The sequence below is a fragment of the Mycobacterium innocens genome, from assembly GCF_900566055.1.
Classification (GTDB): domain Bacteria; phylum Actinomycetota; class Actinomycetes; order Mycobacteriales; family Mycobacteriaceae; genus Mycobacterium; species Mycobacterium innocens.
In genome coordinates this window covers 22,390-37,754 of the sequence record NZ_UPHQ01000283.1, presented here as the reverse complement: position 1 = coordinate 37,754, position 15,365 = coordinate 22,390, and the positions used below count along the sequence as shown (strand labels likewise).

Annotated in this window: 15 protein-coding genes and 2 pseudogenes; 9 read left to right on the top strand and 8 right to left on the bottom strand. The window is 63.6% G+C overall.

Annotated elements, in window-relative coordinates; translation table 11 throughout:
• Nucleotides 1–11: 11 nt before the first annotated feature.
• Both dnaN and dnaA read right to left on the bottom strand, forming a co-directional pair.
• Nucleotides 12–1,211, bottom strand: coding sequence for a DNA polymerase III subunit beta (dnaN, locus tag EET03_RS27390; protein ID WP_099193865.1), 1,200 nt, complete (start codon nt 1,209–1,211; stop codon nt 12–14).
• A gap of 510 nt (nt 1,212–1,721) precedes the next feature.
• Complete coding sequence (gene dnaA, locus EET03_RS27385; RefSeq protein ID WP_075542615.1) at nt 1,722–3,245, bottom strand: chromosomal replication initiator protein DnaA; 1,524 nt, start codon at nt 3,243–3,245, stop codon at nt 1,722–1,724.
• Between the two features lie 551 nt (nt 3,246–3,796).
• On the opposite strand from dnaA, the gene rpmH reads away from it, so the two are divergent.
• The 9 genes from rpmH (at nt 3,797) to EET03_RS27340 (ending at nt 10,620) form a co-directional block, all read left to right on the top strand.
• Entirely contained in the window at nt 3,797–3,940 is a 144-nt protein-coding gene (gene rpmH / locus EET03_RS27380; protein WP_068111553.1) for a 50S ribosomal protein L34, read from the top strand.
• A 23-nt stretch (nt 3,941–3,963) separates the two neighbouring features.
• Nucleotides 3,964–4,326, top strand: coding sequence for a ribonuclease P protein component (gene rnpA / locus EET03_RS27375; RefSeq protein ID WP_063470823.1), 363 nt, complete (start codon nt 3,964–3,966; stop codon nt 4,324–4,326).
• A gap of 71 nt (nt 4,327–4,397) precedes the next feature.
• Complete coding sequence (yidD, locus tag EET03_RS27370; protein ID WP_244232572.1) at nt 4,398–4,661, top strand: membrane protein insertion efficiency factor YidD; 264 nt, start codon at nt 4,398–4,400, stop codon at nt 4,659–4,661.
• Nucleotides 4,645–5,787, top strand: a complete 1,143-nt coding sequence (gene yidC / locus EET03_RS27365; RefSeq protein ID WP_075542595.1) for a membrane protein insertase YidC — start codon at nt 4,645–4,647, stop codon at nt 5,785–5,787. The genes yidD and yidC overlap by 17 nt, the downstream gene beginning before the upstream one ends.
• A gap of 107 nt (nt 5,788–5,894) precedes the next feature.
• Nucleotides 5,895–6,491: a Jag family protein gene (locus EET03_RS27360; RefSeq protein ID WP_063470825.1), complete on the top strand. Its 597-nt coding sequence runs from the start codon at nt 5,895–5,897 to the stop codon at nt 6,489–6,491.
• A gap of 101 nt (nt 6,492–6,592) precedes the next feature.
• Nucleotides 6,593–7,336 (top strand): 16S rRNA (guanine(527)-N(7))-methyltransferase RsmG, encoded by a 744-nt coding sequence (rsmG, locus tag EET03_RS27355; protein WP_425271568.1) that lies wholly within the window; start codon nt 6,593–6,595, stop codon nt 7,334–7,336.
• The gene (locus EET03_RS27350; RefSeq protein WP_425271567.1) at nt 7,333–8,529 is read left to right on the top strand and encodes a ParA family protein; all 1,197 of its coding nucleotides are present in this window, start codon (nt 7,333–7,335) and stop codon (nt 8,527–8,529) included. The genes rsmG and EET03_RS27350 overlap by 4 nt, the downstream gene beginning before the upstream one ends.
• Entirely contained in the window at nt 8,526–9,506 is a 981-nt protein-coding gene (locus EET03_RS27345) for a ParB/RepB/Spo0J family partition protein (RefSeq protein WP_099193864.1), read from the top strand. The genes EET03_RS27350 and EET03_RS27345 overlap by 4 nt, the downstream gene beginning before the upstream one ends.
• 355 nt (nt 9,507–9,861) lie before the next feature.
• A complete protein-coding gene (locus EET03_RS27340) occupies nt 9,862–10,620 on the top strand; it encodes an acetyltransferase (protein WP_075542598.1) in 759 nt (252 codons plus the stop codon).
• Between the two features lie 38 nt (nt 10,621–10,658).
• Here EET03_RS27340 and EET03_RS33175 read toward each other — a convergent pair.
• The 6 genes and pseudogenes from EET03_RS33175 to trxB form a co-directional block, all read right to left on the bottom strand.
• Nucleotides 10,659–10,781, bottom strand: a pseudogene (locus tag EET03_RS33175) (N-acetylmuramoyl-L-alanine amidase); the annotation flags it as partial.
• A gap of 419 nt (nt 10,782–11,200) precedes the next feature.
• Nucleotides 11,201–12,421, bottom strand: coding sequence for an N-acetylmuramoyl-L-alanine amidase (locus EET03_RS27330; RefSeq protein ID WP_075542599.1), 1,221 nt, complete (start codon nt 12,419–12,421; stop codon nt 11,201–11,203).
• Between the two features lie 254 nt (nt 12,422–12,675).
• A pseudogene (locus EET03_RS32110) lies at nt 12,676–12,979 on the bottom strand (PPE domain-containing protein); the annotation flags it as partial.
• Entirely contained in the window at nt 12,976–13,290 is a 315-nt protein-coding gene (locus EET03_RS27320) for a PE family protein (RefSeq protein WP_075542601.1), read from the bottom strand. The gene EET03_RS27320 and the pseudogene EET03_RS32110, both read right to left, overlap by 4 nt.
• Before the next feature lie 671 nt (nt 13,291–13,961).
• Nucleotides 13,962–14,315 carry a thioredoxin gene (trxA, locus tag EET03_RS27315; RefSeq protein WP_075542602.1) on the bottom strand — a complete coding sequence of 118 codons (354 nt, stop codon included), beginning with the start codon at nt 14,313–14,315 and terminating at the stop codon, nt 13,962–13,964.
• On the bottom strand, nt 14,312–15,310 hold the full coding sequence (gene trxB / locus EET03_RS27310; protein ID WP_099193863.1) for a thioredoxin-disulfide reductase: 999 nt from the start codon (nt 15,308–15,310) through the stop codon (nt 14,312–14,314). Before trxB ends, trxA begins: the two co-directional genes overlap by 4 nt.
• Nucleotides 15,311–15,365 lie beyond the last annotated feature (55 nt).

The window sequence follows — 15,365 nt, the reverse complement described above, 5'->3', positions numbered from 1 at the left end:
CACCACGACGATCAGCCCGGCAACCGAACCGGCATCAGCAGGTAGACGTAGTCCGTCGGCACCGCCGGGAAGGGACCACTACCGGTCGGCTTGGCATCCTCAGCTGATGCGGGACGCAGCAGAGCGGGCTTTCCCGGGGTGGTGAAACCAAACGACACCCGCTCGGAATGCAACGACCCCAGACCGTCGGTCAGATATGTCGGGTTGAACGCGATCGTCAACGGTTCACCGGCGAAGTCGACGGCAAGGTCTTCCTCGGCTCGTCCGACATCGTCGCCGCCGGCGGAAAGCCTCAGCGTCCCTTCGGCGAATTCCATGCGAACCTGCGCGCCGCGATCGGCCACCAGCGCGACCAGCTTGATCGCTTCGGTCAACTCCGCCACATCCGCGGTGGCTACCGCGGTGTGCTCGACCGGCAGTAGTTGGCGAAATTTCGGAAACTCCGCGTCCAGCAGCCGGGTCGTGCTGCGCTTGCCGTTACCGCTGATCCCCAGCAGCCCGTCCTTGCCGACGCCGGTGCCGGCACCCAATGACAGCCGGACATCAGATCCGTCGCTGTTGGCTTTGGCGGCCTCGGCCAATGTCTTGGCCGGCACCAGCACCGACGCTTCGATGTCAGGCGACAATGCGGTCCACGTCAATTCGCGTACCGCCAGGCGGAACCTGTCGGTTGCCGCTAAAACCACCGTCTCACCGGAGATCTCGACGCGGATACCGGTCAACATGGGCAGTGTGTCGTCTCGGCCAGCCGCGATGGCGACCTGGCTGATGGCCTCGGCGAACAGATCCGGCGGCAACGTGCCGGTGTCAACGGGCAGCGTCGGCAGCGTCGGGTAGTCCTCCACCGCCATGGTCGGCAGCGAGAACCTGGCTTTTCCGCAGGTCAAAGCGACCCGGTTGCCGTCGACGTAGAAATCGACCGGCTTATTGGGCAAGGCGCGAGTGATGTCGGACAACAACCGCCCTGAAACCAAAACACTTCCCGGAGAAGCTATTTCGGCAGCAACCTGTACTTCGGCGGAAACCTCGTAATCGAATCCGGAAATTGTCAGCCCGTCGTCTGAGCCCGTCAACAGCACACCTGAGAGCACCGGCACGGCCGGCCTGGTCGGCAGGTTCTTCGCCACCCACGACACCGCCTCGGCGAACGACTCCTTCACCAAGCGAAACTTCAAGTCGGTGAGACCAGTCTGGGTCGTAGCCGCGTCCATTGCGTCCCTTCACCTAACAGTGAGTTCGATCCCTAGATCCGTGAGCCAGCTCCCGCCGCCGGCATCGCGAGTGCCCGTGACGTAACGCCGCAACGGCAGTCGAACAACAACCGTAGAACGTCTGGCCCCAAGTTGAAAGCTAATCGTCAACGCTGACATGTCGGGCTGCGCACCCTCGCGAGGGACCCTGTGTGCCAGGTGTCCCCAGACCCGTTCTTCTAAGGACAACCCTCGAATAGAACTCAATAACAGTAATAAGGGGTGTGAGTTTTGGGGATGGCGCGGTGTCGGTGCTGCTAGGCGGCGAAACCGGGATGTGGATGACGACGTTGTGGGTTGTGTGGGCCGTGTGAGCTGCTGGGGATGAGTCGGCAGGTGTGCAAAGGAAGACCTAAGTGTGCAATGCAGTTTCGAGTGGCTGTGCACACAACTACCCACACCGGATGGGTGTGGCTGCTGTGACTGGCGGGAGAGAAGTTTTTTCAGAAGGCGGCCGGAAATGGACCGGGTTCATCGCTTGGAGCGCTGACGGATCCTCGTGGTGAGCTCTTTGACGTGATCGAAGACTTCGCGGCGTTCGGCCATTTCGGACAAGATCTTGCGTTGGGCGTACATGACCGTGGTGTGGTCGCGGCCGAACGCCTGACCGATCTTGGGCAAAGACAGGTCGGTGAGTTCACGGCAGAGGTACATCGCGATCTGGCGCGACTGGGCCAGCGATCGGGTCTTGCCCGGTCCGCGCAGCTCTTCGACCGTGGTGTCGAAGTATTCGGCGGTGGCGGCCATGATGGTCGCCGCGCTGATTTGCATGGCGGTGGCGTCGGCGATGAGATCGCGCAGCACGATCTCGGCCAGGGCCTTGTCGATCGGGGTCTTGTTCAGCGAAGCGAATGCGGTGACCCGGATCAGTGCACCCTCGAGTTCGCGGATGTTGCGTTCGATGCTGCTGGCAATGAGTTCTAGCACATCGTCGGGTACCGCGAGCCGTTCCATCTGTGCCTTCTTGCGCAAGATGGCGATGCGGGTCTCCAACTCCGGGGGCTGCACATCGGTGATCAGGCCCCATTCGAACCGGGTCCGCAGCCGGTCTTCGAGCGTGGCGAGCTGTTTGGGCGGCCGGTCGGAGGAGATGACGATCTGCTTGTTTGCGTTGTGCAGCGTGTTGAAGGTGTGGAAGAACTCCTCCTGAATACCTTCCTTGCCTTCGATGAACTGGATGTCATCCACGAGCAACACGTCGACGTCGCGGTAGCTGCGCTTGAAGGCGACCTTGCGGTCGTCACGCAAGGAGTTGATGAAGTCGTTGGTGAATTCCTCGGTGGAGACGTACTTGACCCGCATCCCCGGGAATAGTCGCTGCGCGTAATTGCCGGCGGCGTGCAAGAGGTGAGTTTTCCCCAGTCCCGACTCGCCCCAGATGAAGAGGGGGTTGTAGGCGCGCGCAGGTGCTTCGGCAATGGCCAGGGTGGCGGCGTGCGCGAACCGATTGGAGGCGCCGATGACGAAGGTGTCGAAAGTGTAGCGGCGGTTGAGGCTGGTTCCACCGGTGGCAGCGACCGTATCGGTGCCCGACGGCCGCTTGGTGAAGTAGGTGGGCCAACTGGGTCGAGGACTGCCGGCGGTGTCGGCGGTGTCTTCGGCGGTTTCGGGTGATGTGTCGCGTGACGTTTCCAGGCCGGGCTCATCGGTCGGCTGCGCGCCCTCGTCGGCGTCACTGGCGGGTGGAGGTGGCGCGATGCGAACACCGAGTTGGATCTGGTGGCCGAGCCGTCGACTCAGCGCGTCGGTGATCGGGGTACGCAGGTGACGCTCGATCTCGTTTTGGACGAAGCTGCTCGGGACCGACAACAGCGCAAACCCCTCGACGATGGTGAGTGGTTGGACGAGGTTCAACCATGCTCGTTGCTGAGGGGTGAGGGGAGTGGTGAGGGCAGTGTCAGTGCCCACGATGCCGTCAGCGTTGAGTTCCCCGTTGAGTTCGGAGACGACCGCATTCCACACTGAGGCAAAGCCGGACCCGGGATCATCGGTCAACGACGCATCCCCCTGGTCCGACATCGAGGTGCAATTGTCGGCGACAAGCAAACTGTCCACATGGTTATCCACAGTTGTGGAAAGGACGGTCGACTGCATTCCGTAACCTTTCGGCCACGGCCCGCGATCTCCGCGCTGCATCCAACCACTGGGCTGTCGGGGCAGCTAGTCGATCCGCCATCCTCGCTTCATCGTCGGCCGCCGTTTCCGTCCGAAACAGCACTGCCCGAAGCTAACAGTTTTCGGTGCGGCTGCCAACAGTTCTCTCGTTTTCCGTTCGTGGTCTTTGGATGTGCGTGCAATATGGAGTGTGTTAGAGGGAGCCATCTTTCGGGGTGGGCGGGATCAGCCTGAGTGTGTTGGGACTGGCGAGGTTTGACCGGGCGAAGCCTCGTCAGTACCCTCAAACAGTCGCCCGAAAGTCGGCGATACGGCTGCGACCTGGATTATGCCTCCGGGGACCGCGCCGGCCAGCAGCCAGACCACCTCCGGCCGCCGACTGTGCGAGATGAGCGGGCGGATGGTATGCGAGACACATCGAGGAGAACGCCGTGGCCAAGGGCAAGCGGACCTTCCAGCCGAATAACCGGCGTCGAGCCCGCGTTCATGGTTTTCGACTGCGGATGCGTACCCGGGCCGGGCGAGCCATCGTCTCCGGCCGGCGCCGTAAGGGCCGCCGCGCACTGACTGCCTGATCGTCGCGGCAGGTTTCTTAGCGGTGCTGTCCGCACGCAACCGCATGAGGCGGTCAACCGAGTTTGACGCAACCGTCAAGTATGGGATTCGAACCGTACAGCCCGATGTTGTCGTCCATGTCCGTCGAGGTAACCAATCGAAGGATTGCAGCGGTCCGCGGGTGGGATTGATCATCGCCAAATCAGTGGGTACCGCGGTCGAACGCCATCGGGTGGCACGTCGGTTGCGACACGTTGCCCGGCCATTGTTGGGCATCTTGCATCCGTGCGACCAAGTGGTGATCCGGGCACTGCCGAGCAGTCGGCACGTCTCGTCGGTATGGCTGGAACAACAGGTGCGACGCGGCTTGCGCCGCGCGGCCGAATCGGGGGGTACCGTCCGGTGACCCAGTTGGCGTGGAGTCCCGCGCGCGCGGCGAAGGCCACCGGGCGATGGACAGCCCGCGGACTGATTTTCATGATCAATCTCTATCGGCACATGGTTTCCCCGCTACGGCCGGCCTCGTGTCGTTTCGTCCCAACCTGCAGCCAGTACGCCGTGGCTGCACTGACCGAATACGGTCTGATCCGGGGCAGTTGGCTGACGGTAGCCAGGCTCGCGAAGTGCGGACCCTGGCATCGGGGAGGATGGGATCCGATACCAGAGCGTCGGGGATGTTCGGACTGCGATGTCCGCGGGGGCCTGTCGGCGAAGCAAGGGGAGAGTGAGTCTTTTGTTTGATTTCTTCAGCCTCGACTTCGTCTACTACCCGGTGTCGTGGATCATGTGGGTCTGGTACAAGCTGTTCGCGCTGATCTTCGGGCCGTCGAACTTCTTCGCGTGGGCGCTGTCAGTGATGTTCCTGGTGTTCACGCTGCGTGCCCTGCTCTACAAACCATTCGTCCGCCAGATTCGTACCACCCGCCAGATGCAAGAACTGCAGCCGCAGATCAAGGCGCTGCAGAAGAAGTACGGCAAGGATCGCCAGCGCATGGCGATGGAGATGCAGAAGCTGCAACGCGAACACGGGTTCAACCCGATCCTGGGCTGTTTGCCGATGCTGGCGCAGATCCCGGTGTTCTTGGGCCTGTATCACGTGTTGCGTTCGTTCAACCGCACGACGGGCGGTTTCGGCCAGCCGCAGATGTCGGTGGTGGAGAACCGGCTCACCGGCAATTACGTTTTCACCCCGACCGACGTCGGCCACTTCCTGGACGCCAACCTGTTCGGCGCCCCGATCGGGGCGTCGATGACTCAGCGCGGTGGGCTGGACGCGTTCATCGATTTCAGTCGGCCCGCCGTGATTGCGGTCGGTGTGCCGGTGATGATCCTGGCCGGCATCGCAACCTACTTCAACAGCCGGGCGTCCATTGCCCGGCAGAGCGCGGAGGCGGCGGCGAACCCGCAGACCGCGATGATGAACAAGCTGGCGCTCTATGTGTTCCCGCTGGGCGTCGTCGTCGGTGGTCCGTTCCTTCCGCTGGCGATCATCCTCTACTGGTTTTCGAACAACATCTGGACGTTTGGCCAGCAGCACTACGTGTTCGGGATGATCGAAAAAGAGGACGAGGCCAAGAGACAGGAAGTGTTGCAGCGCAGGGCAGCCAACGCACCTGCGCCCGGAGCCAAGCCGAAGCGACTGCCCAAGACTGCGTCTGCCGGCGGTGAGGGGTCGGTGGCCGAGTCGGCGGCCGATCCGGATGCCGACGGGGGCGTGAAGAAAACAGACCCGACCGATCAGGGCCCGGAAGTCAAGTCCGAGAAGGCGCCGCGGACTCCGGCCGGCAAGCCGCCTCAGACCGGCCGGAACAACGTCCCCGGCCGTACACCGCGCCCGGGCGCGCGGCCAAAGAAGCGCAAGCGGTAAATGCGCGTCACAGCCTTTGCGGGACGAGCGGCACGACCGCCCAGAAAGCCTCAGCAGAATGCCGCGAAACATCGCCAACACTGACCCGTGAGTGAGGGAGAAAAGCCATGACTGATGCCGAAACCACCGAGCTCGACATAGAGAGCAAGCCAGCGGTGGGGGATGTGCCAGATGTCGCAGAAGACGTGATGCCGGCAGAAGACGTGATGCCGGCCGACGCCGATGGCGACGAGACCGATCTGGAAGAGCGGTTGGTCGCCGAGGGAGAGATCGCCGGGGACTACTTGGAAGAGTTGTTGGACCTGTTGGACTTCGACGGCGATATCGATCTGGACGTCGAGGGTAGCCGTGCGGTGGTTAGCATCGACGGCAGCGACGACCTGAACAAGTTGGTGGGTCGCGGGGGAGAGGTGCTGGATGCTCTGCAGGAGCTCACCCGATTGGCGGTGCACCAAAAGACCGGGGTGCGGAGTCGATTGATGCTCGACATCGCGAGCTGGCGCCGGCGCCGCCGAGAAGAATTGGCGGCGTTGGGGGAAAGGGTGGCGCGGCGCGTTGCCGAGAGCGGTGAACGTCAGGAGCTAGCGCCGATGACGCCGTTCGAACGCAAGATCGTCCACGATGCGGTGGCCGCAGTGCCCGGTGTGCACAGCGAAAGCGAGGGCGTAGAGCCGTCACGGCGAGTTGTGGTGCTGCGCGACTAACCCGCTATCCGACCGCGATCCCTCCGCAATGTCGGGTCGGTGAGTTGCAGCCATGTAGTTCCGGCGGACAGGGCCATCGGCGGAGCTCGGAAGATCGGAGATTGTTTCACGTGAAACATGGATGTTCTCCCGAGCCGGTTAGGCCGTTGCGGCCCGCATTGGAACCGATGCACCCCGACAGGTCCGGCATCCCGATGACCATCTTTGGCGACCGGCTTGGACTCGCCCGGAGATACGCCGACTGGTTGGCGGGACCCGGCGTCGAGCGCGGGTTACTGGGCCCGCGTGAAGCCGAACGAGTCTGGGAGCGACACCTAGTGAACTGTGCCGTCATCGGCGAGCGCGTCAATCCGGGTGAGCGGGTAGTTGACATTGGCAGCGGCGCCGGACTGCCCGGCGTGCCGCTGGCTCTCGCGCGGCCCGACCTTCGGATCATTCTCCTGGAGCCGCTGCTGCGCCGCAGCGAATTTCTGCACGAGGTCGTCGCGGACCTGGCGCTAGCAGTGGATGTGGTGCGCGGCCGGGCCGAGGATCCAGCGGTATCCAAGCGGCTTGGCGCCAGCGATGTCGCGGTGTCAAGAGCGGTGGCCCCATTGGACAAACTGACGAAGTGGAGTATGGCGTTGCTGAAGCGTGACGGGCGAATGCTTGCGATCAAGGGAGAGCGTGCCGCCGATGAAGTGGAGAAGTATCGGCGTGTAATGGCCGCATCGGGTGTGCGTGATGTCAGGGTAGTGGAATGTGGCGCGAACTATTTACGACCAACCGCAACCGTGGTGGTGGCACGGCGCGAAGGTCAGAGCCGGCCGGATCGGGGGCAATCAGCGGACGGGGTAACGATATGAAGCCGCGCCGGTTTTCCGCCGCATCGGCACCAGTTGCTCCTGGAGCGCAGACGGAGATCTCGTCGGCCCAGCCGTCACGGCCTGCATCACCTTCTTCGGTGCACGCACCGGGTGCGGATGCCCCGGGCGCATCTGCCAGGCCCCCAGTATCCGGGGCGCTGTCTACGGTTGCCGCCCGCTCGGCGAAGGCCTTCGGAGGTGCCAACACGGTCGATGGCGGTACCTTGACCGCGCTGCTACCTCCCGAGTTGGCGTCGGCGGCCGAAACAACGCACAATCCCACGGTGAATGTTTCACGTGAAACATCAACCGAAATCGACACCCCGATCGGCGCCGCAGCCGAACGCGCCATGCGTGTCCTGCACACCACCCACGAGCCGTTACCGCGGCCACACCAGCGACGCCTGTTCACGGTCGCCAACCAGAAGGGCGGTGTGGGCAAGACGACTACCGCCGTCAACCTCGCTGCCGCCCTCGCCGTTCAGGGACTCAAGACGCTCGTCATCGATCTCGACCCGCAGGGCAACGCGAGCACGGCGCTAGGTATCACCGAACGGCAATCCGGGACGCCGTCGTCCTACGAAGTGCTCATCGGCGAAGTGTCGTTGCGGCAGTCGATACGGCGTAGCCCGCACAGCGAGCGACTGTTCTGCGTCCCGGCGACCATCGACCTCGCCGGCGCCGAGATCGAACTGGTGAGTATGGTGGCGCGCGAAAACCGGTTGCGTACCGCGCTGGCCGAGCTCGACAACCTCGACTTCGACTACGTCTTTGTCGACTGCCCCCCGTCGTTGGGACTGCTTACCATCAATGCACTGGTCGCCGCTCCGGAGGTGCTGATCCCGATTCAGTGTGAGTATTACGCGCTGGAGGGCGTGTCACAGCTGATGCGCAACATCGAGATGGTGAAGGCACACCTCAACCCCGAACTCGAAGTCACCACGGTAATCCTGACGATGTACGACGGACGGACGAAGCTGGCCGATCAGGTGGCGGAAGAGGCCCGCCGGTATTTCGGCAGCAAGGTATTGCGGACGGTGATTCCCCGCAGCGTCAAGGTATCGGAGGCGCCGGGCTACAGCATGACGATCATCGATTACGATCCCGGTTCGCGGGGAGCAATGAGCTACCTCGATGCCAGTCGTGAACTGGCCGATCGTGATCGACCATCAGCCGGGAGGGGACGACCATGACGCAGCCGTCACGCCGGAAGGGCGGCCTTGGGCGCGGACTGGCGTCGCTTATTCCCACCGGTCCCGCCGATGGTGAGTCCGGGCCGTCGTTCGGCCCACGGATGGGGTCGGCGACCGCCGACGTCGTGATCGGCGGCCCCGCGCTCGATGCCAGCCCGATGGGTGCGGTGTACCGCGAGATCGCCCCGTCGGACATCGAGGCCAATCCCCGGCAACCACGCCAGGTCTTCGACCAAGAGGCACTGCAGGAATTGGTGCACTCGATCCGCGAGTTCGGGCTTTTGCAACCCATCGTCGTGCGGGCAATCGAGGCAACGCCAAGCGGTGCGCACTACCAAATCGTGATGGGGGAGCGACGTTGGCGCGCTGCCCAAGAGGCCGGCCTGGCCACGATTCCCGCTATCGTGCGCGAAACCGGTGACGACAGTCTGCTGCGCGACGCCCTATTGGAAAACATCCATCGGGTCCAATTGAACCCGCTGGAGGAGGCGGCCGCCTACCAACAGCTACTCGATGAATTCGGCGTCACCCACGATGAACTGGCCGCACGCATCGGCCGGTCGCGCCCGTTGATCACCAATATGATCCGGTTGCTCAAGCTGCCGATTCCCGTTCAGCGGCGGGTCGCCGCAGGGGTGTTGTCGGCTGGTCATGCGCGTGCGCTGCTGTCGCTGGAGGCCGGGCCGGAGGCACAGGAGGAGCTGGCGAGCCGGATCGTCGCCGAGGGTCTGTCGGTGCGAGCCACCGAGGAGGCCGTCACCCTGGCCAACCGAGCCGGTGCCAGCACACCGACCCCGCCGCGGCGCAAGCCGATCCATATGCCCGGACTTCAAGACGTTGCCGAGCGACTGTCGACCGCCTTCGACACCCGGGTCACGGTCAGTCTTGGCAAACGCAAGGGCAAGATCGTGGTGGAGTTCGGTTCGGTGGACGATTTGCAGCGAATCATCGGCTTGATGACCGATGCGAAGGTGTGACGTAACACCGGGTAATTACGTCACTGTGACAGTGACGCGGTTCCGGGAACAGGGAGGCAGTGCGTGTTGCGGTGCACTTCGACGCAGACCCTATGCGCGTCAACGGTTTTCGTGACGCGGCCGGTCGGTTGTGATCAGCGGAGCCGGTCGTGACGCGGCAGCGACCGGCGGCGGCCCGGGCGGCCAACCGATACTGGCCCAACCGCGACCAACTCTCCTATCCTGGAGAGGTTGCTGGTGCACATCAGCCGGGGGAGATCGGGGCTGTGGGCGTGGCCGTGCGACAACGCGGACCGAAGGGCCCGCAGAGGAGCGGGGCTGACAGTTGCAGTACCGCACGGAGGCCAGGAGACTAGTGTCTGCTCGTATCACAGCGCTGCGGCTCGAAGCCTTCGAGCAGCTTCCCAAGCACGCGCGCCGGTGCGTCTTCTGGGAAGTGGACCCCGCGACCCTGGGCAACGATCACCACCTCGCCGACCCCGAATTCGAAAAAGAGGCCTGGCTGTCAATGGTGATGTTGGAGTGGGGTTCGTGCGGTCAGGTGGCGACGGCCATTCCGGATGAACGCAGTGACGCCGAACCGCCCTGTTTGGGGTACGTGTTCTATGCTCCGCCGCGGGCGGTACCGCGGGCCCGCCGGTTCCCGACCGCGCCGGTGTCTGCCGATGCGGTGTTGTTGACGTCGATGGGTATCGAACGCGGACAAGCCCCCGATGATTTGCCGCACAGCCTGATCGCTGGGGTGGTCGACGAACTGGTCCGACGCGGGGTACGCGCGCTGGAGGCTTTCGGCCGCACGGCGGAGGTAGCCGACTTACAGGATCCTGGATTGGTCGATCCCGAAGTGCGCCCGGTGCTCGAGGCTGTCGGTGACTGCTCCGTCGACCACTGCGTCATCGACGCAGACTTCTTGACCGACATGGGTTTTGTGGTGGTGGCCCCGCACAGGTACTTCCCGCGGTTGCGGCTCGAACTGGACAAAGGCTTTGGGTGGAAGGCCGAGGTAGAGGCGGCTTTGGAGCGATTGCTGGAAAATGCGCAGCTGCAACAACCTGTGGGGGCGGCTTCCACGGCAAGTTCCAGCGCTAGTTCCAGGGCCGGCAACACCCTGTGACGGCTCGGAAAGCCATGTGCCCTGGGAGCTTCAAGAATTCAGGAACCGCCGAGCCTGCTGGCCCGCTCCACCGAAAGCTCGTGGGCCAATAACTCGGCGAAAGCGAAAGTGCCTGTGGGCCGGTCGTTTTTGCCCAACAAGTAGAGGCGTTTGACTGCGGCGCGGCTGGGCTTAAGTCAGTGTTACGCGCGGCCAGCGATTCTGGTGGGACGTCCCGATCTTTGGTCCGGCATTTGATGGTGACGGTGTCGGAATGCGATATGTCGCGTGCGATGTCGCCGCGGCCGGGATCGTCCAATGGTCGCCAGGCGATGCTTCCGTGACTTGTGTGACTACATCTGCCGCGTATCCCTGTTTAGGCCGTTGGCGCGTCCCCGCGACACTGCAGCCACACACACGACACGCCGATGGCAGTCACAGTGGCTGCAGTCTCGATGAACAAGAACCACAGGGGTTCCAGCACTGGTCTCCACTGCGCGCATAACCGCCCATTGCCGGGCATGTTGCGGCGATTCCGGAGCCGAAACCCAGTTGAGTCTGGCGGCTCGGAAAACGATGCGCCCTGGAACTTCAAGACAATTCAGGAACCGCTGAGCCTGCTGGCCCGCTCCACCGAAAGCTCGTGGGCCAATAACTCGGCGAAAGTGAAAGTGCCTGTGGGCCGGTCGTTTTTGCCCAACAAGTAGAGGCGTTTGACTGCGGCAAGAATACCTTCGGCAATGGCGTCGCGGGTCTGTGTTGAGACGAGCATCTCCCGGTCATGGGGGTTGGTGATGTAGCCGATGTCGACTTGAACGGTCGGCATCCGGGTCAGCCGCAACAGATCCCATGTCCGGCCATGGGTACGGCAATCCCGTAAACCAGTGCGTGCCACCACTTCTCGCTGAATGAAGTCAGACAGATTGCGACCGATGGTGGATACCGACCCGTGCGAGTTACCGAAGTGGAACGAGGCGACGCCGTTGGCCGAAGGACTTGCTTGGGTTTCGCAGCGCAGGCTGATCATCAGGTCTGCGCCAACCGCGTTGGCAGTGGCTGCGCGTTCGGCGTCTGACGGGCTGCGGTTGGCGGGTCGGGACAGGAAGGTCTCCATGCCGATGGCCGACATCCGTCCTTCGAGGCGACTCGCCAAGTCCCACAAGACGTCTGCCTCACTGATCGGCCCGGCCGGGCCTTGGGTGATCAGGCCGTGATCGGCACCCCCGCGGCCGGGATCGATGATGATGCGCTTGCCGGACAGCTTGGGACCCGAACGGCGGACCAGCTCCTCTTCACGAATCGCATGCGGTGAGCCGCCACTGACCCGGGAACTGAGAAAGTACAAGGACCGCAACGTGTCCGGGCCACAGATACCGTCGGCGTCGAGCCCGTACTCACGCTGGTACGACATCAGCGCATTGTGGGTCTGTAACCCGAAATATCCGTCTACCAGCCCCGTGTAGAACCCGAGATCTTGAAGTCGAGCCTGTAGTGTCGCCACATCGTCGCCGTAGAGAGGCGCACCGAATTGGTGATAGAGCGTGCGGGCGCCGAGTCGGTAGGAAGCCTCTTTCAACGCCCGATAGGTGGCCTCGCCGACGATGCCGTCAACGAGCAGTCCGCGATGCTGCTGGAAGGCACGTACCGCTTGGTCGAGTTCGGCGTCGAACACCTCGAGCGCGACGTGGCGGCCTGTGGTCAAATCTTCGTCGGGATTATCCAGCATCCCCAGCGCGGCCAGCGCAGCGCGGATCTCGGTGACAGCGGCGCTACGGTCACCACAGCGCAGCGCGTCGCCGTCTTCGCGGCGCGGACTCGGCATACCAAAGGCCCTCCAGGACTCACTGACTTCGCTGATAAATGCAGTACAGCTAGCCGCTATTGTCGCAGATGCTTCCCAATTTCGGGAAAACCCCAGGCTGATCCGGGGCCCGACGCGTCGTCCGGGTGGCGCTTGGTCGCGGCACCACAACTGCTGCGACATGACGATATGCCGAAGTGGCATTGCGGCGTGCGAAGGGTTCTTGCCACCGAAACCTGGGCGGCTTGGGCAATTTCCCGATGCTCTTTGGTGCCGTAAGCGGTGGCCGCGGCCTCGTGCGCAGCAGCCGTGCCCACACTATCGCTGCTGGCTTGCATTAGTTATTAGCCAGGCCAGATACGGGGCATAGGCCGCCGCGCACAGCTCCGCGCTGGGACCCCGCCAAGCCCCGGCCGCCACCGCGGCCAACACCATACTCACTTCCTCGGCCGTGCCGGCATACTGAGCACTTAGCGACGACCATTGCGCGGCGGCCGCCACCAACGGAGCCCCCGGACCAGCGCACAGCATCGCCGAATGCACCTCGGGCGGGCATGCCATCCAGATCGGTGCGATCATGCCAAACCAACCGTAGGGGCATACGTCAGCGCTGCGGCGGCATCACCGGCGGCATAACTGACCCCGGCCTCACCGATGCCCACACCAGAGCGGGCCAGCTCTTCGACACCCTCCGTGGCGATCCCCACGTGCTGCACGGCGCAGGCGCTGAGCCCTGCCGCGGTACGCAACGACACCGGGTCGGCCGCTGGAGCCACCACTCCCGTGATCAACGGCGCCGCGGCAGCATGCGCAGCCGCCAACCGAGCACCCAACGCCTCCACCGCCGCAGCCGCGCCGGTCAAACCCTCAGGAACCACCCACAACGTCAAATCGACACTCCTCGTTCTAATGCTTTATGACTCCGCGGTTTTCCGGTTGCCGAATTCGCGGTATCGAACGACTGACCGATTGCACCATGCCCGCCGACCCGGGGCAACGACGTGCCGATACATTCACCAACTCGGATCATAAGTACAAGTGATCAACGCGACACAGCGCAGGGTTTCAGCCTCGGAAGGGCTGCAACGTGCGCCTGTCTCAGGCGTATCTCGCTGACAGATAACAGAATTCGAGCGTCGCAAAGCGAAGGTTGACCGAAGAACGGAGCCGTGCTGAGCGACGGGCAAAGGAAGACGCGGACGCGCTGGGCGTTGGCGCAAGTCGGTAGCGGTGTTCGGCGGTGCGGATACAGATCATATCGGCGTGTGCCCAGGGGTGCTCGAATGCGAAAGTAACTGCGAAGCAGCAATTCTCACGTCCGAACGGGAGCCAAGCCGACGCGCCGGTCGGTGGCCCGGAAAGCGTTCTGTCTGACCAGATTTCACTACCATAGCAGCCGCATGCGGATAGCCGGAACCATCCGTCCGGTGGCGCCGGACCGCAACTGCGTGAGCACCGATCCGCCGCATCGCGAGTAACCGCCGCTGCCGGCTGTATGCAAGCGGGATCGCCGCTATACCCCGACGGGTCGTGAATCGGGTATCGGCCGAGCTACGAGCTACTAGCAGAGGTTCGGTACCACGTCAGAAATCTCGCGCAGCAAAGCCGCTTTCCCTTTGGCCCCGACGATTCGTTTCACCGGCTGGCCGTCCTTGAACAGGATCATCGTGGGAATCGAGATGACCTGAAAGTCGCGCGCGGTTTGCGGATTGGCGTCGACGTCGAGCTTGGCCACGGTGAGGCTGCCCGAACGCTCGGCGGCGATCTCTTCGAGCACCGGCGCCACCATCTTGCACGGGCCGCACCAGGTGGCCCAAAAGTCAACCAGCACAGGCTTATTGCTAGACAGCACAGTGGTGGAAAAGGATGCGTCGGAAACTTCGATTGTGGCGCCGGACTTCTCGGAATCGGTCATTGCTGTGCTCCAATCAGCGTGTCGGTACTGTCAGCGTGCCCCGTTGCTTCGCGTTCGGCCAGCCAGCGTTCGGCGTCTATGGCAGCCGCACAACCGCTGCCGGCTGCGGTGACCGCCTGCCGGTAGGTGCGGTCGACCAGGTCTCCGGCGGCGAATACCCCGTCCAGCGAAGTGCTTGTGGTGCCGCCGTTGACCAGCACGTAGCCGTCTGGATCCAGATCGACGGCATCGCGCACCAGGCCGGATCGCGGCTCGTGTCCGATCGCGACAAAGACGCCGGTTACCGGCAGTGTGGTTTCTGCACCGGTGGCGGTGTCGCGCAACCGCAGTCCGGTGACGGTCGTGTCCCCGTCCACGGCGAGCACCACCTTGTTGGTCAAGATGTTGATCTTGTCGTTTGCCTGGGCACGGTTGAGCATGATCTTGGAGGCCCGGAACTCCTCGCGGCGGTGCACCAGCGTGACACTGCGGGCAAACCGGGTCAGGAAGGTGGCCTCCTCCATGGCCGAGTCACCGCCGCCGATGACGGCGATGTCCTGGTCGCGGAAGAAGAACCCGTCACAGGTGGCACACGAACTCACTCCGCGCCCGAGCAGCTCCTGCTCGCCGGGCACGTGCAGGTAGCGCGCCGCCGCACCCATCGCCAGGATCACGGCGCGAGCGCGGTAGGTTTCCCCGTCGGCGGTGACGACCGACTTGATCGGTCCGTCCAGCGATACCGACTCCACGTCCTCCATGCGCAGGTCCGCACCGAACCGCAGCGCCTGTTCCCGCATTTGGTCCATCAACTCGGGACCGGTGATGCCGTCGCGGAAACCCGGATAGTTCTCCACCTCGGTGGTGGTCATCAGTGCCCCGCCGAACGAGGTGCCTTCGAACACCAGCGGAGCCAGTTGCGCCCGGGCGGTGTAGAGAGCGGCGGTGTATCCGGCAGGACCGCTGCCGATGATGATCACGTCGTGGATGGTGTCAGGAGTGGCGGGGGCGGCGGTCATGCGGGCCTTTCGGGTGCGGAAAGCTGGTCTCGGACTTTTATGAACGCCAGCGTAG

What these genes read in the sequence shown, in the direction of transcription:
- EET03_RS27330 (WP_075542599.1), bottom strand. Translation starts at nt 12,421, where the DNA reads ATGCCGAGTCCGCGCCGCGAAGACGGCGACGCGCTGCGCTGTGGTGAC.
- dnaN (WP_099193865.1), bottom strand. Translation starts at nt 1,211, where the DNA reads ATGGACGCGGCTACGACCCAGACTGGTCTCACCGACTTGAAGTTTCGC.
- trxB (WP_099193863.1), bottom strand. Translation starts at nt 15,310, where the DNA reads ATGACCGCCGCCCCCGCCACTCCTGACACCATCCACGACGTGATCATC.
- yidD (WP_244232572.1), top strand. Translation starts at nt 4,398, where the DNA reads ATGATCAATCTCTATCGGCACATGGTTTCCCCGCTACGGCCGGCCTCG.
- trxA (WP_075542602.1), bottom strand. Translation starts at nt 14,315, where the DNA reads ATGACCGATTCCGAGAAGTCCGGCGCCACAATCGAAGTTTCCGACGCA.
- EET03_RS27350 (WP_425271567.1), top strand. Translation starts at nt 7,333, where the DNA reads ATGAAGCCGCGCCGGTTTTCCGCCGCATCGGCACCAGTTGCTCCTGGA.
- EET03_RS27345 (WP_099193864.1), top strand. Translation starts at nt 8,526, where the DNA reads ATGACGCAGCCGTCACGCCGGAAGGGCGGCCTTGGGCGCGGACTGGCG.
- EET03_RS27360 (WP_063470825.1), top strand. Translation starts at nt 5,895, where the DNA reads ATGACTGATGCCGAAACCACCGAGCTCGACATAGAGAGCAAGCCAGCG.